At 41.7% G+C, this 22,312-nt stretch carries 16 protein-coding genes; 13 read left to right on the top strand and 3 right to left on the bottom strand.

The window, feature by feature from the left end; translation table 11 throughout:
* Window positions 1–4 precede the first annotated feature (4 nt).
* The 4 genes from AEQ18_RS00930 (at window position 5) to AEQ18_RS00915 (ending at window position 6,172) form a co-directional block, all read left to right on the top strand.
* Window positions 5–1,414, top strand: coding sequence for a response regulator (locus tag AEQ18_RS00930; RefSeq protein WP_054114491.1), 1,410 nt, complete (start codon window positions 5–7; stop codon window positions 1,412–1,414).
* Between the two features lie 141 nt (window positions 1,415–1,555).
* Window positions 1,556–2,455, top strand: coding sequence for an ROK family protein (locus AEQ18_RS00925; RefSeq protein ID WP_054114490.1), 900 nt, complete (start codon window positions 1,556–1,558; stop codon window positions 2,453–2,455).
* The gene (gene yicI, locus AEQ18_RS00920; protein WP_054114489.1) at window positions 2,452–4,722 is read left to right on the top strand and encodes an alpha-xylosidase; all 2,271 of its coding nucleotides are present in this window, start codon (window positions 2,452–2,454) and stop codon (window positions 4,720–4,722) included. Before AEQ18_RS00925 ends, yicI begins: the two co-directional genes overlap by 4 nt.
* Before the next feature lie 4 nt (window positions 4,723–4,726).
* A complete protein-coding gene (locus AEQ18_RS00915) occupies window positions 4,727–6,172 on the top strand; it encodes a glycoside hydrolase family 43 protein (protein WP_054114488.1) in 1,446 nt (481 codons plus the stop codon).
* 63 nt (window positions 6,173–6,235) lie between these two features.
* Here the strand turns inward: AEQ18_RS00915 and AEQ18_RS00910 are convergent, their stop codons facing one another.
* Both AEQ18_RS00910 and AEQ18_RS00905 read right to left on the bottom strand, forming a co-directional pair.
* The gene (locus AEQ18_RS00910) at window positions 6,236–8,032 is read right to left on the bottom strand and encodes a sensor histidine kinase (RefSeq protein WP_054114487.1); all 1,797 of its coding nucleotides are present in this window, start codon (window positions 8,030–8,032) and stop codon (window positions 6,236–6,238) included.
* A complete protein-coding gene (locus AEQ18_RS00905; protein WP_054114486.1) occupies window positions 8,029–8,634 on the bottom strand; it encodes a YesL family protein in 606 nt (201 codons plus the stop codon). The genes AEQ18_RS00910 and AEQ18_RS00905 overlap by 4 nt, the downstream gene beginning before the upstream one ends.
* 236 nt (window positions 8,635–8,870) lie before the next feature.
* On the opposite strand from AEQ18_RS00905, the gene AEQ18_RS00900 reads away from it, so the two are divergent.
* The 6 genes from AEQ18_RS00900 (at window position 8,871) to AEQ18_RS00875 (ending at window position 15,579) form a co-directional block, all read left to right on the top strand.
* Window positions 8,871–9,812 (top strand): ABC transporter permease, encoded by a 942-nt coding sequence (locus AEQ18_RS00900; RefSeq protein WP_054114485.1) that lies wholly within the window; start codon window positions 8,871–8,873, stop codon window positions 9,810–9,812.
* Window positions 9,813–9,827: 15 nt separating this feature from the next.
* The gene (locus AEQ18_RS00895; RefSeq protein ID WP_054114484.1) at window positions 9,828–10,760 is read left to right on the top strand and encodes a carbohydrate ABC transporter permease; all 933 of its coding nucleotides are present in this window, start codon (window positions 9,828–9,830) and stop codon (window positions 10,758–10,760) included.
* A gap of 21 nt (window positions 10,761–10,781) precedes the next feature.
* Complete coding sequence (locus tag AEQ18_RS00890) at window positions 10,782–12,536, top strand: ABC transporter substrate-binding protein (protein WP_054114483.1); 1,755 nt, start codon at window positions 10,782–10,784, stop codon at window positions 12,534–12,536.
* Window positions 12,537–12,641: 105 nt separating this feature from the next.
* On the top strand, window positions 12,642–13,310 hold the full coding sequence (locus tag AEQ18_RS00885) for an SGNH/GDSL hydrolase family protein (protein WP_054114482.1): 669 nt from the start codon (window positions 12,642–12,644) through the stop codon (window positions 13,308–13,310).
* Entirely contained in the window at window positions 13,294–14,760 is a 1,467-nt protein-coding gene (locus tag AEQ18_RS00880; RefSeq protein WP_054114481.1) for an alpha-L-fucosidase, read from the top strand. The genes AEQ18_RS00885 and AEQ18_RS00880 overlap by 17 nt, the downstream gene beginning before the upstream one ends.
* Window positions 14,761–14,769: 9 nt before the next feature.
* Window positions 14,770–15,579 (top strand): alpha/beta hydrolase, encoded by an 810-nt coding sequence (locus AEQ18_RS00875; protein WP_054114480.1) that lies wholly within the window; start codon window positions 14,770–14,772, stop codon window positions 15,577–15,579.
* Window positions 15,580–15,726: 147 nt separating this feature from the next.
* Here AEQ18_RS00875 and AEQ18_RS00870 read toward each other — a convergent pair whose 3' ends face one another.
* Window positions 15,727–16,965: an amidohydrolase family protein gene (locus tag AEQ18_RS00870; protein ID WP_054114479.1), complete on the bottom strand. Its 1,239-nt coding sequence runs from the start codon at window positions 16,963–16,965 to the stop codon at window positions 15,727–15,729.
* A gap of 179 nt (window positions 16,966–17,144) precedes the next feature.
* Between AEQ18_RS00870 and AEQ18_RS00865 the strand changes: the two genes are divergently transcribed.
* From AEQ18_RS00865 to guaD, 3 genes are all read left to right on the top strand, one after another.
* Complete coding sequence (locus AEQ18_RS00865; protein WP_054114478.1) at window positions 17,145–19,265, top strand: glycoside hydrolase family 65 protein; 2,121 nt, start codon at window positions 17,145–17,147, stop codon at window positions 19,263–19,265.
* A 131-nt stretch (window positions 19,266–19,396) separates the two neighbouring features.
* Entirely contained in the window at window positions 19,397–20,740 is a 1,344-nt protein-coding gene (locus AEQ18_RS00860; protein ID WP_054114477.1) for a hypothetical protein, read from the top strand.
* Between the two features lie 208 nt (window positions 20,741–20,948).
* Window positions 20,949–22,310, top strand: a complete 1,362-nt coding sequence (gene guaD, locus AEQ18_RS00855; RefSeq protein ID WP_054114476.1) for a guanine deaminase — start codon at window positions 20,949–20,951, stop codon at window positions 22,308–22,310.
* Window positions 22,311–22,312 lie beyond the last annotated feature (2 nt).

The following is a 22,312-nucleotide window of genomic DNA, read 5'->3' as shown; positions in this document are numbered from 1 at the left end:
AAAGATGCGGAAAGTGTTGATTGTTGATGATGAAATGTCGATTCGAAACGGATTGCCTTTGATCATTGATTGGGAGAGTTTAGGCTATCAGATTATTGGTTTTGCTGAAAATGGGCAGATTGGTTTGGAAAAAATTCGAACACTCAAACCGGATGTCGTGATTGCGGATATCCAAATGCCTGGCAAAAATGGCCTAGAAATGGTTCAAGAGGCAGTTGAGGAAGGGCTTTTGTTCTATGCGATTATACTGTCAGGGTATTCAGATTTTGAGTATGCAAAACAAGCGCTACAACTTGGGGCAGTTACCTATTTATTGAAGCCAATCGATGAAGAAGAACTAATCGATATTCTAACAAAAATCGATCAAAAGGCCAAAACAGATCAACAGAAGAATCAAAAGAGTCAATTAATCGATAAACTTTTTGGTGGTGATCCAACTGGTATCAAACAAGTACAATTTGCCAAACTGCTGCGGGTATCGGAAGAAGCCAATAGTCAAAAATTGACGGAAAAATTATCTGATCATGTTTCTCAAGTCATCCAATTGATCCATCGACATCACCAATATCTTGTTTTGCTGAATGATGAGCGATTTCCTGATGAAGAGATCGACCAATGGTGTCGTAAATGGTTGAAATCAGAAGAAATATTGATTTCTCGATGGGTTGCTGCGCAAGACAACTTGAAGCCTTTGATGGTTGATATTCAAACATTAAGTAAATTGATTTTTTTATTTCCGAATCAAGTGATTTCTCATCATGTTCTTGATATGGATCAACAACGTGAGGAACGTGAAGTTATCAAAGAACAACTCGTTATGTCCCTGCTATCGAATCAATCTTTACAAGAATACATCACAAGCTATTATCAATCCTTTTATGGATCTTTGACTTTGGAAGAAGAAATCAAGTGGCAAATCAATGGGGATATTGAATGGATCCATCATCAAATTCAAGAAAAATTAGCATTGGACATCGACGGGTCGATGGATGCGTTGCATCAGGAGATTTTTCTGGCACAAACATTTCCAATGTTGCAATTAGTGGTTTCTGATAAGTTAAGCCAACTGCAAGAGACGATTGCCAGCAGTTTGAACCAAGTTGATATTATCGAAGCATTGATCCAATATACGAAAAAGCACTATAAAGAAGATTTGACGCTAAAAAAAATTGGAGCTCATTTTAATTACAATAGTGCATACTTAGGCAAAAAGTTTCGTAGAGATACTGGGCTGAATTATCTCGCTTTTTTGGACAAAGTCCGTATGGATAAAGCAGTAGAAATGTTGAGACATTCCAATTTAATGGTCTATGAGGTAGCTGAGTTGGTTGGGTATAGCAATGTGGATTATTTCTACAAAAAGTTCAAACAGTATCATCATGTGTCGCCAAATGAATTTCGAAAAAATGAATAGCCTATCAGATGTCCGAATGTGTTTTCGGACATCTATTTTTTAGGGTAAGGATGACTAAATTACTTGGTAGGCGTCTATTCTATTCTTTTATATAATTTAATTGAACGTGTAAGCGCTTTTCGATCGAAGGGAGGAGAATAGATGAGACAAGTCCGCTTGTGCTTTGATGTTGGCGGTACGTATATTAAATTTGGGGTGTTTGCACAAGACAATACTTGGCTTTCTCAAGGGAAGATAGCGACACCCCATGAAAGCAAGGAAGTCTTTTTTGATGCGTTATTAGCCAAAATCGTTGAAATTGAGCAAACAGCAACAATTGAAGGGATTGGCTTAAGCTTTCCCGGTTTTATCGATCCTGAACAAGGGGTAGCCATCATGGCAGGGGCGCTTGCCCCTATACATGGGTGCAACATAATAAAAGAGTTGCAGGGACGATTGATAGGTGATTATCCTATTTGGATCGAAAATGATGCGAGATGTGCAGCCTTAGCAGAACTTTCTTCTGGACATGCCACAGATGTGCAAGACTTTGTACTGATCACATTAGGAACTGGTGTGGGTGGTGCACTGGTCCACCAACGTAAGCTGATTCGAGGCTCAGGCTTTCGTGCAGGAGAATTTGGGATGATGGTGACAGATTTTCAAGCTTCTTCTTTTGCGACATTGCATGATTTGGCATCAACTAGAGGGTTGATTGATGCGTTTCGGCAGGCAAAATCGATCCCGATAAACAAAGAAATACTAGGAGAAACGATCATGGAACAGTGGGACAAAGACCCTGAGACGCAACAAATCGTGCGACAGTGGGCTAGGTATGTTGCGATTGCCATCTATAATTTAGCAGTGACGATGAATCCGGAAAAGATATTGATTGGTGGAGGGATTAGTCAAAACCCTGTTCTCCTACCTATAGTGAGACAAGCACTCAAAGACAATCCTCACTGGCTAGATTTTCAAGTCCCCCTAGAAACGTGTCGTTACTATAATGATGCTGGTTTGTTGGGGGCACTATCATTGATTGAACAAGGAGGAAAAAAATGAAATTTTCTGATGGCGGTTGGTTATTCCGTGAAGGATTTGATGTGAAATTTGCGGTGCATGTGTACGATGCCCGTAAAACGCAAGACAAGCTAGTTTTGTACTTGCCTTATAGTTATGTTGGGCACAAAGGAGCAACCTTGGATGGTGGACTTTTAACAATGGAAGTCACTACGCCAAGACGCAATATTATCGGAATCACACTGTTCAATTACAAAGGGGTTCAAGCCAAATTACCTGAATTTGACTTGATCACTGAAGAAATCACACCAGAGATCTCAGAAGATGAGGGAACCTATGTCTTTCGATCGGGAGACTTACAGGTGATGATAACCAAAGGTGAACATGTGACAGCTGATTTTTACTACAAAGACACGCTGATTACACAAAGTAAGCCACGTAGTAAAGCGGTGGTCATTGATCCTAATGAGAAGACATATATCAGTGAGCAGTTGACATTGGATGTTGGGGAAACGATCTATGGATTGGGAGAACGGTTTACAAATTTTGTTAAAAATGGCCAAAGTGTGGATATTTGGAATGCGGATGGTGGAACAGGGACGGAACAAGCCTATAAAAACATTCCATTTTATCTAAGCAATAAAGGATATGGTATTTTTGTCAATTCGCCAGATCGGGTTCAATTCGAAGTTGGCAGTGAGAAAGTCTCCCGTGTGCAATTCAGTAATCCGGGTCAATCGTTGCAATACTATGTCATCGCAGGGGATGATTTAAAACAAGTGATTCAGCGTTATACGGATTTGACAGGCAAACCAGCGTTGCCGCCGGCGTGGTCCTTTGGCTTGTGGTTAAGTACCTCTTTCTTAACTGATTACGATGAGCAAACAGTTACTTCTTTTGTAGACGGTATGGCAGAACGTGAGATTCCACTAGAAGTCTTCCACTTTGACTGCCTCTGGATGAAAGAGTATGAATGGTGCAACTTTACTTGGGACGAGCGCACTTTCCCGGAACCTGAGAAGATGCTTCAGCGATTGAAAGCCAAAGGTTTGAAAATTTGTGTCTGGATCAACCCTTATATTGGTCAAAAATCACCGCTCTTTGACGAAGGGATGGCCAATGGCTATTTCTTGAAACGCGAAAATGGTGATGTATGGCAATGGGATAAATGGCAAGCGGGATTAGCTATAGTGGACTTTACAAACCCTGCAGCAGTTACTTGGTACAACAGCAAATTGCGGGCGTTGCTAGATATGGGGGTTGATTGCTTTAAAACTGATTTTGGAGAGAGAATTCCTACAGATGCAGTTTATTTTGATGGTTCTGATCCTGAAAAAATGCACAACTACTATGCGTTTTTATACAATAAAGTTGTGTTTGATCTATTAAAGGAAGTCAAAGGAGAATCTGAAGCGATTGTGTTTGCGCGGGCAGCTTCTGTGGGCTCTCAACGCTTGCCTGTCCATTGGGGCGGTGATAGTACTTCTGATTATCCATCGATGGCTGAATCCTTGCGCGCTGGATTATCCTTTGGTATGGGGGGATTTGGTTATTGGAGTCATGATATTTCTGGCTTTGAAGCAGGGGCAACACCAGATCTGTACAAACGTTGGACCCAATTTGGTTTGTTATCTTCTCATAGTCGATATCACGGCAGTTGGGAATACAAAGTGCCTTGGGTGTATGACGAAGAAGCAGTGGCTGTATCGAAGGCCTTTACCAATCTGAAACTATCTTTGATGCCTTATCTGCAAGCACAGTCTGTGTTAACAGCCAAGACGGGGCTGCCGATGATGCGCGCGATGGTCTTAGAATTTCCAGAAGACCAAATGACGCACTATTTGGACCGTCAGTACATGTTAGGTGAACATCTTTTGGTGGCACCAATTTTTAATGCACAAGGGACAGTTTCCTTTTATGTACCAGATACCAAAGGCGTTTGGATCGATTATTTGTCTGGTAAAGCCTATACAGGTGGTCGCTGGTATCAAGAAACCTATGATTATTTTCATTTGCCATTGCTGGTTCGGCCTAATCAAATGATCATTGAAGGTTCTGAGCAGACGAAGGCAGTTTATGACTATGCACAAAACCCGGTGATCCATCTTTTTGATCCGCAAGAGGAGGCAAGTGCAGAAATCTATGATCACCGAGGCCAATTGGTCGGTGGTGTACACGTGACGAAAGCAGACGGCCAGCTAATTATTGAACTAGAGGGGATCAAAGAAGCGACGTTGTGCATCCATACGGCTGCTGGCGCAACAACGCATCAATTGACGGCTGCAAAAACGACCATCAAGGAGGACTAAGTGGATGTTGACGATGACTAACCCGATTTTACCGGGGTTCCATCCTGATCCGAGTATTTGTCGAGTAGGCCAAGATTACTATCTAGTAACGAGTACGTTTGAATACTTTCCGGGTTTACCGATTTATCATAGTCAGAATTTAGCAGATTGGCGATTGATTGGACATGGAATTTCACGTCCGGAGCAGCTTACGTTATCTACGCAGCAGCCGAATGCCTTTGGATTATATGCACCTACGCTGCGCTATATCAACGATCGATTTTATCTTGTATGTACCAATGTTGGGGGAAACCAAGGAGCGGAAGGCAACTTTTTGATATGGACAGACAATATTTACGGTGAGTGGTCTGAACCGATTTGGCTGGATACGCCAGGAATTGATCCGACGCTTTTTGTTGATGATGATGGACAAACTTATTATTTGGGTACACACAAAGATATCTATGTGCGAACAATTGACCTAGAGACTGGCATTCTAGGGGAACGGCATTCTATCTGGACTGGCAGCGGTGCGGCAGATCCCGAGGGTCCGCATTTATATAAAAAGGATGGTTTTTACTATTTACTTATTTCGGAAGGGGGCACTTCGTATGGTCATATGTTGACAATGGCACGCAGTCCTTCATTGATTGGACTGTACGAAGCGTGTCCCAATAATCCAGTGATGACCAACCGAAGTACCAATCTGCCTTTGCAAGCCGCTGGGCATGCGGATTTGGTTCAAGATCCAATGGGAGAATGGTGGGCTGTCTGTCTGGCTGTTCGTCCAATCAGCTACCCACTGCGGCATCTTTTAGGACGAGAGACATGCTTGCTGTCTGTTGAATGGTCGGATGATTGGCCTATATTTGGCGAAGAAGGACATCTCCCGCTTACCGTCACATTGCCTACAACCGCGACGTTGGCTGTATCCAGAAAGCCCGATTACCTCACATTATTCGAGTGGGACACAGATTTGATCCAACAGACGGCTCAAAACTTCACACTGTATCCCATTGAAACTGGCTTGTCAGATCAAGCCAAACTAGCTGCTGTCTTCCAAAGGCAGACAACTTTTGATCAGCAATTTCAAGTCACATTCGATTGTACCTCTTTGGTTGAAGGAACCGCGGGAATGACAATGTTCTTGAATGCATCACATCATTATGATTTATTTATTGAAAGAAAGCAGCACAGACAACAATTGGTGTTTCGTAGACAGATTGGTTCTTTATGGAAAGTTGAACAAGAGGTGTCTTATGCGAAAGCAATCGTCACGCTAGGCATTGAAGCTGACAAAGAAAGCTATCGATTCTATTTCTTAGATGAACAGTTGCAGAAGCAGTTTATCGGCAGTGGAGAGACCCGTTATTTGACGACTGAAGTTGGCGGCGTATTTACTGGCATCATGGCTGGTTGTTTTGCAAGTACACAGCGAACCAATCAACAGGTTGTTGTCACGGGATTTTAATAAGAGAAAAAGAAAGACCACCAATTTGCTCACGTGGATAAGCAAATTGGCGGTCTTTCTAGGTTAATCAGAGACTGCTTTATCAATGGTTAAATCATGGATTCTTAGGATAACTTGGGTTCCACTGCCAAAGATGCTTTCAATCGTCAATCCATAGTCCGGTCCATAAAACATTTTGACCCGGTGGTTGACATTTGCTAAGCCAATATTTTTTTTTGCATGGGTCGAGGGTATTGCAATTTTTCGCTGCAGCAGTTCTAACTTCTCAGGGGTGATTCCAGTACCGTTATCCTGAACGACAATTAGCACGTCATGTTCTTCTTTGGTGATTGTCAGACGAACGAATCCGGGATAAGTAAGTCCTTCTAGGCCATGAGAGATGGCATTTTCTACGAGGGGTTGGACCAAAAGAGGCAAGATCTGCATGTCCTTTTGATTGATTTCGTTTGATACAGAATAGGAGAAGTTCACACGGTTGCCAAAACGCATACGTTGGATCTTTACATAGACATGTACTGCATCTAGGGATTCTTCTAGACTTGTCAATTGCGTACCGTGGGCTTCCAGTGTGTAGCGCATGGATTTTGCCAATAATTTGATTGCATAGACCACATCTGAATTGCCAGAAGTTAGTGCCATCATTCGGATCGTTTCAAGCGTATTGAACAAAAAATGTGGATTGATTTGTCCGGCAAGTATATTAAATTCCATTTGTTGTTGTTGATTCAATAATTCTTGCTGAGTCAAACGAGAACGATAGATTTCTTCTTCATTGGTTTTGATTCGCTGGATAATCTTATGAAAGTCGAGGGAAATCTGTGAAATCTCATCCTCACCACTGATATTTTGAAAGAAATCATAGTCTTCGATTGCCGCAAAGTAGACAGCTTGCTGCAACTGAGAAATCCGCTTGGTAAAAAAACGAGCAAAGAGATAGACAATCATAAACGTGGCAATCAAAATCACCAAAACGATCGTACTCCAGCGAATAAGATTGGCTTGAAGATTTGAATATGCTTTTGTATCGGCAGCATAGATGGTAATGACATCTTCTTTATTATTCATCATCAAAGTGCTTTTAGTGAGCAAAATTTTATTCTGATTACTGTTTAAAAAAAAGGTAGTAGGCTGTGTATTGGCTAAATTTGTGAGTTGACCAATTTCTCCGACTTGACTGATTTTGTCACTATAAAAAATGGGGTCATCATTCAGTTGTAATTCTAGCTCATAAGAAGAATTACGCAATCGATTACTAAGGTAATTATAGTCAATTTGGATGTCTAAGACAGCTGTTTCTGTTGATAAAGGTAAAGGCAACGATTTATACAAATGCAAGCGATTGGCATTGCTTTCTTCTGGTAAGGTCATTAGAAATGCATCTGGCTGTACGAGGGCTTTTTGATACCAAACAGTCTCTCGGGTTGCGTCGTCAACTTGTTGAAAATATGTATAATTTGGAATAGATCGATTTGTCGTATAAATGGTTATATTTGCAATGGATGTTTGCAATTTTTTGATTTCATCCAGTTGATCGTAGTTAGCTATATCTGCGATCGCGCTGATATCTGTCTCATAATTTGTAGTCAAAAATTGACGCAAATGTGTATCGTTGGAAAGAGAACTTGCGGTATTGTTTAAGGTATTTGTTGTATCAAAAAGGACTGATTTGACGCGTTGCGCATTTAATTCCGCAAGATGTTGATAATTCGCAGTCAATTGTCTGGTTGAATCAAAAACAAGGAATAAACCAATAGCAACAGTTGATAAGAATATAACAGGTAGATACACGATGAACAATTGCCGGCGAATGGAGAACTGACTCAAGCGACGGAAAATGGATAAATGTCTGATATTTTTCATGCGTGTTGTTTACGAAAAACGGACAACAAGAGAAATGAGCTGCAGTAGATCACAAATGAAAAGCCAAAAATCAACAAAAGCATTTTAACAACAGGGAATAAGATAACCACACAAAAGGCTGTAACAGGTATCAGTGCAAGCCCTAACGATCGAACTGGTGCTGATAAAGGTAATAGAAATGCATTTTTAAGTGTATGCTTAAAGCTGTTCTCGTAGCGGCCTATCAGCGCCAAACAATAAACGAGAACAATAAACAAGTAAAGTGCTGCGACAGTTAAAAGAAGTGCAAACACACTGGCAAGAATGGTTTCTGCTGAAAACCAAAACAAGCTGCTATAGGTCAATGCAACAATCGGAAACAAAAGCAACAAAAAACTGGCGGTTGCCTGCATAAAATTTGTACGTAGTGCTTGGAGATAGCCGATGATCAGTTCTCCTCGTTCATCATCCGCAAAGCGAATCGTGACTTCAAAGAGAGCCGAAGTAGCCGCCCCTATCGTAAAGAGTGGGAGACAGGAGAGCAGATAAAGTATGTTCAAAAAGGTAAATTGGAAAATAGTCGTAGTCACTTTATAAAACTGGCCATCTGGATTGTATTTCATGATGATTCCCCCAATGAATTAATATATCCATATAATACGTGTAAAAAGAGAATTTTGAAAGCCTTATCAAAACTCGTAGATGAATAAGAACGCTGCGAAATCAGTCTTTTTGTTCAATAAGGAAAAAATAATGTCTAAAATTGACGGATTGACCTCTATTTTTAACAGGTGGCAAAACGTTTTTCAGATGCTAGTATTAATCATGTAAAAGCGGTTACAACAGAAGGGGGAGGAAGATGGACATACAGAAAAATACGATGCCAAAAAGGAGTAAGCGGGTGACACATGAAGGGAAGATCATGTTTTTATGTATTGTGCCTTTCTTGGTATTGGTCTTTTTATTCTCTTATTTTCCTTTACATGGTTGGATTTATTCTTTATATGATTACAAACCAGCACTGGGATTGGGACGAAGTGAATTTGTCGGGTTTCGCTGGTTTCGTTTATTGGTGTCAAGTCCTACTCAAGTCGATCAAATCGTACAAGTGATGAAAAATACCTTTGCGATGAGTTTCTTGGGCATTGCCACATCGATTTTGCCAGTCGGATTTGCGATTTTACTGAATGAAATCAAGTGCAAATGGTTCAAAAATTTGGTTCAAACATTGACAACCCTACCTAATTTTATTAGTTGGGTATTGGTTTATACGATAGCCTTCAGTCTTTTTTCATCTACCGGATTGGTCAATACTTTGTTGCAAGAATGGGGATTTGTCACGGATCCAATCAAATTCTTAGATAGTGGCAATCATACATGGTTGATTATGTGTTTATGGAATATTTGGAAGGGATTAGGCTGGGGCGCAATTATGTACTTGGCGGGTATTTCTGGAATTGATCCAGAACTATATGAATCGGCAAGGATCGATGGCGGCAATCGTTTCCACTTGATGCGTCACATTACATTACCTGCACTCATGCCGACATTTTTAGTGATGCTGATGTTATCAATCGCCAATTTGTTGAACAACGGCATGGATCAGTACTTCGTCTTTCAAAATGCTTTTAACAAAAATACGATCCAGGTACTGGATTTATATGTCTATAACTTAGGGATGGGGGGCAACAGCCTATCTCTGGCAACAGCCATTAGTATGCTGAAAAGTGTGATCTCCGTTGCTTTACTGGCAATCGTTAATGGCGCATCTAAAAAAATCAGAGGTACGTCCATTATATAGAAAGGAGTGGCTTTTATGGAGTTGTCACTGACGGAAAAGAAAAAAGAAAAGAAAGTTCGGCAGACCGATGATCTTTGGTTTAAAATCATCAATTATACGTTCTTTGTGGTCATCACATTGATCTGTGCTTACCCTTTTTATTACTTGATCATCAATTCAATCAGCAACAATGAGTTAAGCGCGTTAGGACAAATTCGGTTTTTCCCAGAAGGTATTCATCTTGAAAACTATAGTCAAGTATTGCAATTAAAAGGACTGCCTTTAGCTGCAACAGTTTCGGTAGCTAGAACAGTCATTGGAACAGCCGCAACAGTTTTGGCTTCGGCATTTCTAGGATTCATGTTTACACAAGAAAAAATGTGGAAGCGAAAATTTTGGTATCGTTTTGTGGTCATCACGATGTATTTCAATGCTGGGCTGATTCCATTGTTTATTACGATGAAAACATTAGGGCTGACAAATAGTTTTTGGGTCTATATTTTACCAGCAGTCGTACAACCTTTTAATATTATCTTGGTCAAAACGTATATCGAATCCATTCCCAAATCGTTGCAAGAAGCCGCAGAAATGGATGGTGCGGGTATCATTCAAGTTTTCTTCCGCGTGATTTTACCAAACTGCACACCGATTTTGGCGACAGTGGCGATTTTCTCCGCCGTTGGACAATGGAACTCATTCCAAGATACCTTGATTTATATTACTGATCAAAGCCTCTATTCACTGCAATATTTGCTCTATACTTATATCAATCAAGCCAATTCGCTGGCACAGATGGTCAAGAATACCTCGGGATCACTATCGAGTATTGCATCGGCTGCGACAACTCAAACGCCGACATCGATTCGCATGACCGTATCTGTTATCGTTGTTTTGCCTATTATGTTCATTTATCCGCTGTTCCAAAAATATTTTGTCAAAGGAATTATGTTGGGCGCGGTCAAAGGATAATCAAAAGAAAGAGGGAAGAAAATGAAAAAAATGTCCAGATATATGACAACAGGGTTAGTGGCAGTTACATTGCTGGGTGCATTGTCCGCTTGCGGAGGTTCGTCAGATGCAGACCAAGATTCGGCAAGCAGCGATGGCAATTATGATGAAACGATCACCATTGATGTATATGATGGCTTGGCCAATTACATGGGGATGCAAGAAGGTTGGTTCGCGAAAATCGTCAAAGATAAGTTTAATATGGAACTGAATATTATTGCGCCAAATGTGGCTGGAAATGGAGATACATTGTATCAGACACGGACAGCTGCTGGTGATTTAGGTGATTTGATTATTGTAGATAATGGACAGCAATACAATGAGTTGGTTGAAGCGGGTCTGCTGACTGATGCAAGCCAATACTATGAAAACATGGACAATGTACAGCGGTTCGATGCGGCGGTTCAGAATTTAAATGATGGGACGGACGGCATCTACGGCTTTCCTACATCAGTCTCTACCCTTAAGTCTACTGATCCTTCTGAAGGGTTAGACCCGACATTCGGCGCATATGTCCGGTGGGATCTATATGCGGATCAGGGGTACCCTGAAATCGACACTTTAGAAGATTTGTTGCCTGTGATTCAAAAAATGCAAGAAGACAATCCAACCACTGAGTCTGGGAAAAAAGTCTATGGCTTTTCTCTTTTCGGTGATTGGGATGGCAATATGATGAATGCAGGAAAACAATTGGTTACCTACTACGGGTATGATGAGCAAGGATTTGTCTTAGCCAAGGCTGATGGATCAGACTATCAAAGTATCTTGGCCAGTGACTCTGAATATATTCGGGCGCTTAAGTTTTACTTCCAAGCCAACCAATTAGGGTTGATCGATCCAGAATCAACAACGCAAAACTATGATACCTTGTTTGCAAAATTCCAAGATGGGCAGGTGCTATTCTCATGGTGGCCGTGGTTAGGACAAGCTGCCTTTAATACAACCACCAACTTAGATGCTGGTAAAGGGTTCATGTTGGCACCTATCCAAGATCAGACCATTTTCTCTTATGGCGCTGAAGTATATGGCGGCAAACAGTTCATAGGTATTGGATCAAATGCGGAAGATCCAGAAAGAATTGCTGCTTTTATTGACTGGCTGTACTCTGCAGAAGGTGTGTTGGCAAATTCCTCGCAAACTAGCGGCAGCAGCGGTCCAGAAGGTTTGACTTGGGAAATGAAAGATGGCGAACCGGTACTCACTGACTTCGGGAAACAAGCATTGTTAGATGGAAATGGCGATGTACCAGAAGAATATGGCGGTGGTACGTACAAAGATGGTGTGTCTGCATTGAATGTCAATACGGTTTTACCAATTGATACCAATCCAGATACTGGTTTCCCTTATGCGTATACAATGTGGGAAAGCTATCAAAATGAGAACACCAATCCAGTAAAAGAAGATTGGTCCAAGAATATGGATGATGCAGAGTCAACGATTGCCTATCTGGAAGATCATGACCAATTAGCAGTTGCTCCCGGTGCAAGTTATGTCGCACCAGAGGACAGTTCAGAAATCTCGACATTGAGAAATCAAGCGAAGTCAACGATTGTTGAGTATTCATGGAAAATGGTTTTTGCAAAAGATCAAAGTGAGTTCGATAAACTGTTGAAAGAAATGCAAGATACTGCTGATGGCTTAGGCTATCAAACTGTCTTGGACTTTGATATGGCGAATGCCAAAGATCAAAATACGAAACGAGAAGAAGTGGCCAAAGAGTTTGGCGATGCAGATTAAAAAAATGATCCAGTGAAAAACAAACGATAGTACGGCATAAACTGTTGCGAAAAAAGATCGATCCTTAGCTTCAGGATCGATCTTCTTTTTTTAGGAGGAAATGTGATGATAATAGAAAAAAAAGATCGAATACTTTTTGTGGGAGATTCGATCACAGATAGCAATCGTAATTATGAGGCTATCCCTGCTGGATGGTCCTCGTGGGGGGATGGCTATGTCAATTTGATCAATGCTTACACCACGGCTTTGCTGCCCCGTGAGGAGTTGATGATCGTCAATCGTGGCATCAGCGGCGACACCATCCTTGATTTGAAGAAGAGGTGGCAAGTGGATGTACTCGATTTTAAGCCAGACTGGCTTACGATCATGATTGGTGTGAATGATGTCTGGCGTCACTTTGATGGAACCTTTGCACAAACGCTATTGGTTTCATTAGAGCGATTTGAAAGCGAACTACAGACGTTGATTGAACGAACATTGCCTTATGTAAAAGGCATCATTTTACTGAGCCCGTTTATGGTTGAGCAAAATGAGAAAGATCCAGTTCGAGAAATGCTGTCGGGATATCAACAAGTGATCCAAACACTTGCCGAAACATTCGGATTGCCCTATGGAAACGTACAAGAAAAGATCGATGATTTTTTGAGACACCAATCGTCTTATGTACTAAGTAGTGATCGGGTGCATCCATCACTGGCTGGTCATGTGTTGATTGCGAAGACATGGCTTGAAACGACAGGTATTCTGGAGGGAAAAGATGCAGACAATCGCTGAGATCACACAGGTCGCCAATCAAGGTCCTTTTGCACCAAACTGGTCATCATTAGGGCGGTTTTCAATGCCAGAATGGTTTGTAAAAGCCAAATTCGGGATTTTTGTCCACTGGGGTCTTTACAGTATCCCCGCGTATAATAACGAGTGGTATTCTAGAAATATGTATTTGAAAGGCCACCCAGAATTTGACCATCATGTCGCAACCTATGGTCCACAAAAAGAATTTGGCTATAAAGACTTTATTCCCATGTTTACTGCTACCGCATTCGATGCACAAGAATGGATGAAGGTTTTTAAAAAAGCTGGTGCCCAATATGTATTTCCTGTAGCAGAACATCATGATGGCTTTCAAATGTATCAAAGCAGCCTCTCCACATGGAATGCTGCCGAGAGGGGGCCGAAAAAAGATATTTTGGCTGAGCTAAAGCAAGCAGCAGAAGACCAATCGCTGCATTTCTGTACATCTTCCCATCGTGCGGAACACTGGTTCTTTATGGGACACGGCAAGGAATTTCCTAGTGATGTAGTGGAACCATTACAAAAGGGAGATTTTTATTGGCCAGCGATGCCAGAGCCAGATAATCAAGATTTATACAGTGAACCTTATCCCACGGAAGAATTTCTAGACGATTGGCTGCTAAGAACGTGCGAATTAGTGGATAAGTACCAACCGGAATTGCTGTATTTCGATTGGTGGATCCAGCATGAAGCATTTAAGCAACATCTGCAATTGTTTGCCGCATATTACTATAACCGTGGTGTGGAGTGGGGCAAGCAAGTAGCAATTTGTTACAAGCATGATGCGCTGATGTTTGGTACCGGTATCGTTGAAATTGAAAGAGGAAAATTCGCCGAACCACAACCGTTTTATTGGCAAACGGATACAGCGATCGCACGAAATTCATGGTGCTATACAACCACCTTAGACTATAAATCAAGCAGTGAGATCATTCGAGACTTGATCGAAGCCGTGAGTAAAAATGGCAATATGTTATTAAACGTTGGGCCAGATGGACAAGGAAAGATCCATGACAAGGATCAAGAGATACTCGCAGATATTGGTGCGTGGTTAACGATGAACGGCGCGGCCATTTATGAAAGCAAACCATGGCGTATCGCTGGTGAGGGACCGACCACTATAACAGCAGGTCAATTTCAAGAAAACAAGGTCACACAGTATACAAGTCAGGATTTTCGCTTTACGATTCAAGGTGATTCGTTGTATGCTATGCAAATGATCAGCCCAATGGACGGCCACGCATGTATTCAATCCTTGTCTTTGTCTAGCGATCAAAACTTGCCGGCCTTTCATGGTATCATTCAAAACGTTGCACTAGTAGGACATCCCCAACAAAATCTCGATTGGCAAGCGACACATGATGGATTGTCTATCAACTTTGCGCCAATCGAAACAGATAAACCAATCGTTTTTAAAATTACAATGAAATGAGGCATCCAAGTGTTACACAAAAAAATTGAGGCACTACGACCAAATAGCCAAGCAACATTGACCACTTATATCATAGAGAATTCAGCTGAGATCGAAGTGAATCGCCTTCGCCCAGCAGTCATTATTTGTCCAGGAGGCGGGTATGAAATGCTCTCTGATAGAGAAGCAGAACCGATTGCCATCAAGATGATGAGCTTTGGCTTTCAAGCGTTTGTGCTTCATTACAGTATCAAACCAGCTGTCTATCCGTTCGCGTTGACGGAATTGGCAACAGCCGTTCAGTTAGTGCGCCAGAACCATGAGGCATGGCATGTGGATCCGGATAAAATCATCGTTGCAGGATTTTCTGCAGGTGGACATTTGGCTGCCAATCTAGGTGTATCATGGCAGGAACCATTCTTATCAGAATTGCTTGATGGACAAAAAGAAGAGTGGATGCCGAATGGCTTGCTGCTAAGTTATCCTGTCTTATCAAGTGGCAAGTTTGCGCATGAAGGATCATTCCAGTCGCTTTTGGCAGATGCGTACCTAGAGCAAAAAGACGCGCTTTCACTTGAACATCTTGTATCTGCACAAACGCCACCCACTTTTTTATGGCATACATTAGAAGATGGGTTGGTCGCAGCAGAAAACAGTTTGTTGTTTGCAGAGCAGTTACGGAAGTACGATGTTCCCTATGAAATGCATATTTTCCCGAGAGGGGGCCATGGTCTGAGTCTAGGGACCAAGGAAACAGCAAATGGCGGTATCCATAACATCGAACCGTCAGTTGTCCGTTGGCCTGAGTTGTTCGCGGATTGGGTGAAGTGGAATATTTGATTTTGAATGTTTCAAGAGTAAATAAATTAAAGCGGCGCTCTTCTAAATATGAAGTGATCTAATAAGAAGCGACCTAAAAGGTAGATTTTTAGTCTAACTTTTAGGTCGCTTCAATAATGTCTAGTATGTGTCTCTTTTTTCCTTCGATTACTTAGGTGAAGGTGATTCATTTGATGTAGACCAAATAACCTTCCCTCGATAAAAACTCTTCGATACAACGCCTTTACGTGCTACGAAGGCAGCAGAGGATGTAGCAGTCGTAAGCACGAAGTTTGCTTCGTCGCCAACTTTCGGCCATTGTTGCAGACCTGTTTGGTCGATCGTGACCTTGCCGTCCGTGACCAGCCCCAATGCCTCAGTCAATGCCTCTTGTGTGTTGATACCAAATATCTCTAAATAACGAACCAATTTTTCTTGCAAAGAGCCGTCACCCAATGAAGACCACGAATCATAGACGTTGTCACAACCGATATGGACTTTCACACCATAACTTTGGAGTTCTTTTAATGGTGGAATCGTATGCGGCGAGAGAGGGATGCTAGAAATAATATGAATATTTAGGTCAGCTAAAGCTTTGAAGACTTGTGCCCGTTCCTTCCCCTCAAAATCATTCAGTCCAAAGGCATGACTGATCGACACGTTTCCTTCTAAACCGTGAACGTTGGTTAAGCGTATGATTTCTTTGATCGTTGCTCTGCCAGCATCTTGTCGGTCATGAAGATGGATATCGATACCTGTATGATGCTTTGTTGCCAATTCAAAGGTTTGTTTCAAAGAGGCTTTGTAGTCTTCGTCTAAAGTATAGGGATCCACACCGCCAATCAGTGCAGCCTTTCCTGTCGCTAGAGCCGCTTCGATCAAAGGCTTCGCTTGGCTGCGAAGTAGCCCATGCTGTGGGAAAAGAACGAGTTCAGAGCCAAAAGACTTTTGTGCCACCAATCCAGCAATAGCGTCAAAATACCGCAATTCAGTCATCGGTTCGATATCAATATGAGAGCGGAAAAAGATCGTACCGTGAGGGAGTTCAGCATCAATCAATGCCTCTGCACGGTCTTCGATGGATAACGGCAATGCATCCAATTGTGGAATCTCTGATTCAAAGCGTTCAACTAATGATGCCGCTGGCGTCACAGGTCGCCATGCCGTTCCTAGTTTGCTTTTGTCCAAATGACAATGTTTTTCTACCAAACCGGGTAAGAGCAGTTGGTTTTTTCCATCTAAGATTTTTGCATTTTGGTCTTCTATCCATTGATCCATTGGTAAAACAGCGGCAATGGTGCCATCCTTGATACCGATTGCTGAGGCTTGTTTTTGTGTATCATACGCCCAGTCATCTTGTTTTAAATAGGTGGTTTCAATAAGAACGTTGATTAGCCATACGTCCAAGTCATCGCCTTCTTTCTTTTTTTACTATGTTAACATATCTGAATCTTTTTTTTAGATTAGTCGACTTATAAGGCGGTTAGGTGTAAGTGGTGCGGCTTGCATTCATTATTGAGTCGTGTAGGATAGATATAAAGCAAGAAGTCGATAGACTGGATAGAGATTAACAAGGAGGCGCTTTTATGGTAAATCATCAATCATTTCAATTATCTGCAGAAGAATTACCCCATCAGACTCAAGAATATTTAGAAACACTTTTTGCTGTAGGCAACGGTCAGATTGGTGCGCGCGCGGGGCACCCGCTGAAGGTGAATCAGTTTTATCCTGGAAATCCTGGTGTCTTCGTGAATGGTTTTTTTGATAGTGAACCCATTCAGTATGGAGAATGGGCCTATGGTTATGCCAAGAACCATCAGACAATCTGTAAGCTGCCCAATTTACGTGGTGTAGTTTTGCGTATCGGACAAGAAAAGTCATCTGACAGTGAATGGCAGACAAAACGGACAGTAATGAATATCGATTTGTCTACGGGAGTGCTAACAGAAACTTACCACATCACAACACCGTCAAATAAGCAGTTTGATCTACATATGTCCTCCTTTGCTTCGATGACGCGAAGAGAGCTATATGCCTGTCGCTATACCATTAAGAACTGCGATTTTCCGGATGCAGTTGAACTTATGCATACGCTAGACCAATCGTTTTATACAATTAAGACAGATGATCCTCGCGTGGCCAATAAAAATCACCAGCTAGAAAAAGAATCAATTTCAGATTATCATATTTGGACGGCGCCTCAAAGCAACAAACGGATTGCACTGCGCTTAGATTTAAAACCCCATCAACTGGTTGAGGGTGCTTCTCTGGAAGCTATTTTTCAGTTGGCACTGTTAGATGACAACCAGACAGCACCTTTTCAAAATCAATGCGTAGCGTATTCACTTTTATTAGAAGAACAAAGGAATAGTTACCGTGATTTTTGGGAAAAAAGTGATATCTTGATCAGCGGCAATGAACAATTGCAAAAAGGTATAAGGTTTAATCTATTTCATTTGAACCAAGGCGCTGGCAGGGATGGCAAAACCAATTTTGCTGCGAAAGGATTGACGGGTGAAGGCTATGAAGGCCATTATTTCTGGGATACAGAAATGTATCTATTGCCTTTTTTCGTATATACGCATCCAGAAGTTGCAAAACAATTACTGACTTATCGAGGCAGTATTTTGCCGCAAGCCAAAGCAAGAGCACAAGAATTGGGGCAATCAGGTGCATTGTTTGCTTGGCGGACTATTGATGGCAATGAGACTAGTGCCTATTATCCAGCTGGAACAGCGCAACTGCATATCAATGCAGATATCGTTTATGGGTTCCAATTGTACGAGCGTGTTACAGGAGATCAATCGTTAATGGAAGGAATTGGCAAGGAAGTTGTATTTGAAACAGCAAAGTTTTGGCTGGATTATGGAACTTATGCCCACAAACATGGGCAAGATTGTTTTGGTATTCATGGAGTGACTGGGCCGGATGAATATAGTGCCCTTGTCAATAACAATTTTTACACCAACAAAATGGTGCAAAATAATCTTTACTATGCGTCAGAGCTAGCAGAACGCTACGGTATGTATACTGAAGAGAGCAGCAAATGGTTAGCGGCAGCAGATGCAATGTACTTCGGTTTTGATGAGGAACGTAAAATCACTCAACAAGATGACTGCTTTTTAGATCAAGCAGTTTGGCCTTTTGAAGAAACGCCGGCTGATAATTATCCATTGCTGCTTCATTATCATCCAATGATCATTTACAAATATCAAGTGTGTAAGCAAGCGGACACTGTACTTGCTGAGATGTTATTTACAGGCGATTTTAGTCTGGAACAATTAGCCCGTGACTATGATTACTATGAAAAAGTCACCACCCATGACTCATCGTTATCGCGTTCGATCTTTAGTGTGATGGCTAGTCGAATTGGCGATACTGAAAAAGCATATAGTTACTTTATGGATACAGCATTAATGGATCTCACTGATTTGCAAAAAAATGTCGTGGATGGCATTCACGCTGCCAATATGGGGGGGAGTTGGTTAAGCTTGATTTACGGTTTTGCAGGACTGTACTATGATCAAGGCTTGCGAATGACGAACCATTTACCAAAAGAAATTGAGCAGTTGTCCTTTACGCTTACCTATTTAGGTGAGTCCGTGAAAGTCACTTTGGATAAAGGGAACATTGCCTGTGTGTTGCAAACAGATTCTCTGTTGAGTGTTGAAGAGATGGATGGGGGCATTCGGATCAGACAGAAATAAGTAAATCATGAATAGATACATCAAAAAGGTTGCCGCTTGCAACCTTTTTTTTGCATAGTTAACAGTTGACACATAAGCCATAAAGCGTAGGATAAAAGTAAAGCATTCTATTCTAAAAAGGCGGTTCTCCGATGACATCTAATCCAGCCCATCACGCACTATTTGTTCTAAGCAATACACTGACGATCGTTCCGTATATTTTTTTTCTTTCGATCAGTAAGGAACAGACCTTATTCGCCATCTTGGCATTTGTTTTATATTATACATTCAAAATGACTGGGGTCTTTTTTTTACAAACCTTACCCCAATTTTCGACTTCAGCTTTGTTGACGATCAGTTTATGGATTGGCACAGTTGGTGCGCTTTTCGGCATCTTTAGTATGGTTTGGGGAAGTGCACTTTTACCGGCAGCGGCTTTGATTGGCTTGAGCGCTGCTTGGATACCGCCTGCAGATCTCATGTATCGTCAACAAGCACAGCTGCAAGAACGATCACTAAAGAATGATTGGCGATGGGTGCTTATCTATTTGGTGCTGCTTCTGGGGGCCATTCAGTTGAATGGTAAGTGGCAAGCAGTCGGATTATTTACTGGCTATTTGTTCTTGTTTATTTCTGCTATCTGGCAGAGTGGGGCGATCAATGTTCGGCCTAGAGGTGTATGGCAAATGCTGAAGCAAGTGACAGGAAAACAGCTGTTGGCCTATTTATTGTTTTTTGGTCTGCTTTTCTTATTGCGGACTGGACGACTGCTGAAGTCAAACACATTATTTGAATGGGCGCTTTTGGGGTTTATGTTTGTGTTTGCTTTACTGATGCTGACAGTGGGGAGAAGAAGACAGTTTTGGCGGATGCCATTTTATTTGAATGTGTTGACCTTTTTGCATGGAATCGTGGGGAATTTTTTGTTTTTATTTGGCTCAGTCTACGTTGGCGCGCGGTTTGGTCAAGCGGCTTTGACTTCTCATGTATATATTCCATATGCGATCGGTCTGTTTGTTTCAATGACTTTTGGTGGTTTTTTAGAAAAGAAGCTTGGGGCATCTACGATTTTCGTGCATCTTTCCGGATTGATCCTTTGCACATGGCTTTTTTGCTTTGATGCAATGTTGCCTATAGGATTGGCAGGCATTAGTTTTTTTAATGGCGGCTTGAATCGTTGGCTTGGCCAACGTTATCGGGTGTTGACTGCAGAAACGATCGAAAATAGAAGTTTAGCCAAATATGCGACACAGAGCAAGGGAAGTTTAGTCCATCAATTTCTTTTGATGGGACTGTTGTTTGGGTTGATCCAAAAAGCGCAACTTCCTGTAAATGCTATTTTTCGCTTATCCAGTACATCAGGAACGCTGCACCAGGAAACAATCGTTGGCGTATTAGATCCAGCAAAATGGGTTTCTGCTGTTAGTATCATCCTCTTGTTTCTTGTCGCGGGGTGTTATTTCCGAAAAGATTTAAAACAGAACCCATTGCCATGATACATTGGATCAATGGATTTAAGAACAGTGAGAACTGTTCTTTTTTTGCAACCGGATAAAAACCGAACGTTGATCAGAAAAGTGTCATTTATCATCACGATTATTATTGCGCTTTTTTTGTTTAGCGTTAAAATAAGAACATCCCGCGCTTAAAAGAGGAACATTGTTCTTTTTTAGCGTGCTTTATGATGAATGGAGGCTTTACTGCATGACCACTGAGAGTTATTTCAAAGGGGACGTGTTTCATACACCAACAGATGGGAAATTAGAATTTCTCGAAGATGCTTTGATCCAAGTTGATCCTGCTGGCATCATCACAAAAGTAATAAAAAAAACCGATAAGCAATACGAGAAAGCCTGTCAACAGGCTGACATCACTTTGTCTTTGAGCAAGGGACAATGTTTCTTGCCAGGGTTTGTTGACTTGCATGTCCACGCACCACAATGGCCGCAAGCGGGTATCGCCTTGGATGAGCCTTTGAATGTATGGCTTGACGAATGTACATTTCCTTTGGAAGCCAAATATGCGGATACTGATTTTGCCCAACAGGTCTATGAAGATTTGGTCACGCAATTACTGTCTAGAGGGACAACAACGGTTTTATATTTTGCGACGATCCATTTAGAAGCGAGTCTGTTGTTGGCGAAGATATGTGTCGAAAAAGGACAACGAGGGTTAGTTGGCAAAGTTGTGATGGATGATCCACAAGCCAATCCGGATTTTTATCGAGATGCATCGACTGAAGCTGCTTTACAAGAAACCGAACAATTTATCCAAAGTATCCAAAAGTTGGCTGAATCTGCCCCGCAAGGTGTATATCCAGTTGTCACGCCAAGATTTGTTCCCAGCTGTACCGATGAAGGGCTAGCTGGTCTAGGCGCGTTGGCACAAAAATATGATATCCATGTGCAAACACATTGCAGTGAAGGACAATGGGAACATGACTTTGTCCAAGAACGTTTTGGCAAGACGGATACTGAAGTGTTAAAAGATTTTGGTTTATTGAAAGAAAAAGCGGTTATGGCCCATGGCAATTTTATTAGTCCCCAAGATGGGGCACTGTTTATTGAAACTGGCGCGGCAGTTGCCCATTGTCCAATCTCAAATGCATATTTTGCTAATGGGGTGATTCCCATCAAACAATTGAAAAAGCAAGGTGTCACAATTGGCTTAGGGACTGATATATCAGGCGGATTTTCGCCTAGTTTATATGACAATATCAAACAAGCGGTGATGTCATCGCGTATGCTTGAAGATGGTGTTGATGTCACGCGTGCCCAACATGAACGTGGGGTGGCGGATTCGCGTATTTCTGTGATAGATGCCTTTTCCCTTGCTACAAAAGGCGGCGGTGACGCTTTGCAATTGCCTATTGGGGTTATCAAAGAAGGGTATGCTTTCGATGTTCAAGTCATTGATTCCCGAAATCAAGGCAATCCATTACCCGATTTTGGTGTCTTTACAACATCTGAAGCACGATTGCAAAAAATCTTGTACCTAGCGACAATGCAAAATATTCGTCAAGTATGGGTCCAAGGAAAAAAAGTACATGACAAACAAGGAGAATGAGT

Source organism: Enterococcus sp. RIT-PI-f, assembly GCF_001297065.1.
In the GTDB taxonomy this organism is placed as follows: domain Bacteria; phylum Bacillota; class Bacilli; order Lactobacillales; family Enterococcaceae; genus Enterococcus_D.
This window is presented reverse-complemented; position numbering and strand designations above follow the sequence as displayed.

Coding starts and splice junctions, on each gene's coding strand:
- AEQ18_RS00930 (WP_054114491.1), top strand. CDS start 5: ATGCGGAAAGTGTTGATTGTTGATGATGAAATGTCGATTCGAAACGGA.
- AEQ18_RS00925 (WP_054114490.1), top strand. CDS start 1,556: ATGAGACAAGTCCGCTTGTGCTTTGATGTTGGCGGTACGTATATTAAA.
- yicI (WP_054114489.1), top strand. CDS start 2,452: ATGAAATTTTCTGATGGCGGTTGGTTATTCCGTGAAGGATTTGATGTG.
- AEQ18_RS00915 (WP_054114488.1), top strand. CDS start 4,727: ATGTTGACGATGACTAACCCGATTTTACCGGGGTTCCATCCTGATCCG.
- AEQ18_RS00910 (WP_054114487.1), bottom strand. CDS start 8,032: ATGAAAAATATCAGACATTTATCCATTTTCCGTCGCTTGAGTCAGTTC.
- AEQ18_RS00905 (WP_054114486.1), bottom strand. CDS start 8,634: ATGAAATACAATCCAGATGGCCAGTTTTATAAAGTGACTACGACTATT.
- AEQ18_RS00900 (WP_054114485.1), top strand. CDS start 8,871: ATGGACATACAGAAAAATACGATGCCAAAAAGGAGTAAGCGGGTGACA.
- AEQ18_RS00895 (WP_054114484.1), top strand. CDS start 9,828: ATGGAGTTGTCACTGACGGAAAAGAAAAAAGAAAAGAAAGTTCGGCAG.
- AEQ18_RS00890 (WP_054114483.1), top strand. CDS start 10,782: ATGAAAAAAATGTCCAGATATATGACAACAGGGTTAGTGGCAGTTACA.
- AEQ18_RS00885 (WP_054114482.1), top strand. CDS start 12,642: ATGATAATAGAAAAAAAAGATCGAATACTTTTTGTGGGAGATTCGATC.
- AEQ18_RS00880 (WP_054114481.1), top strand. CDS start 13,294: ATGCAGACAATCGCTGAGATCACACAGGTCGCCAATCAAGGTCCTTTT.
- AEQ18_RS00865 (WP_054114478.1), top strand. CDS start 17,145: ATGGTAAATCATCAATCATTTCAATTATCTGCAGAAGAATTACCCCAT.
- AEQ18_RS00860 (WP_054114477.1), top strand. CDS start 19,397: ATGACATCTAATCCAGCCCATCACGCACTATTTGTTCTAAGCAATACA.
- guaD (WP_054114476.1), top strand. CDS start 20,949: ATGACCACTGAGAGTTATTTCAAAGGGGACGTGTTTCATACACCAACA.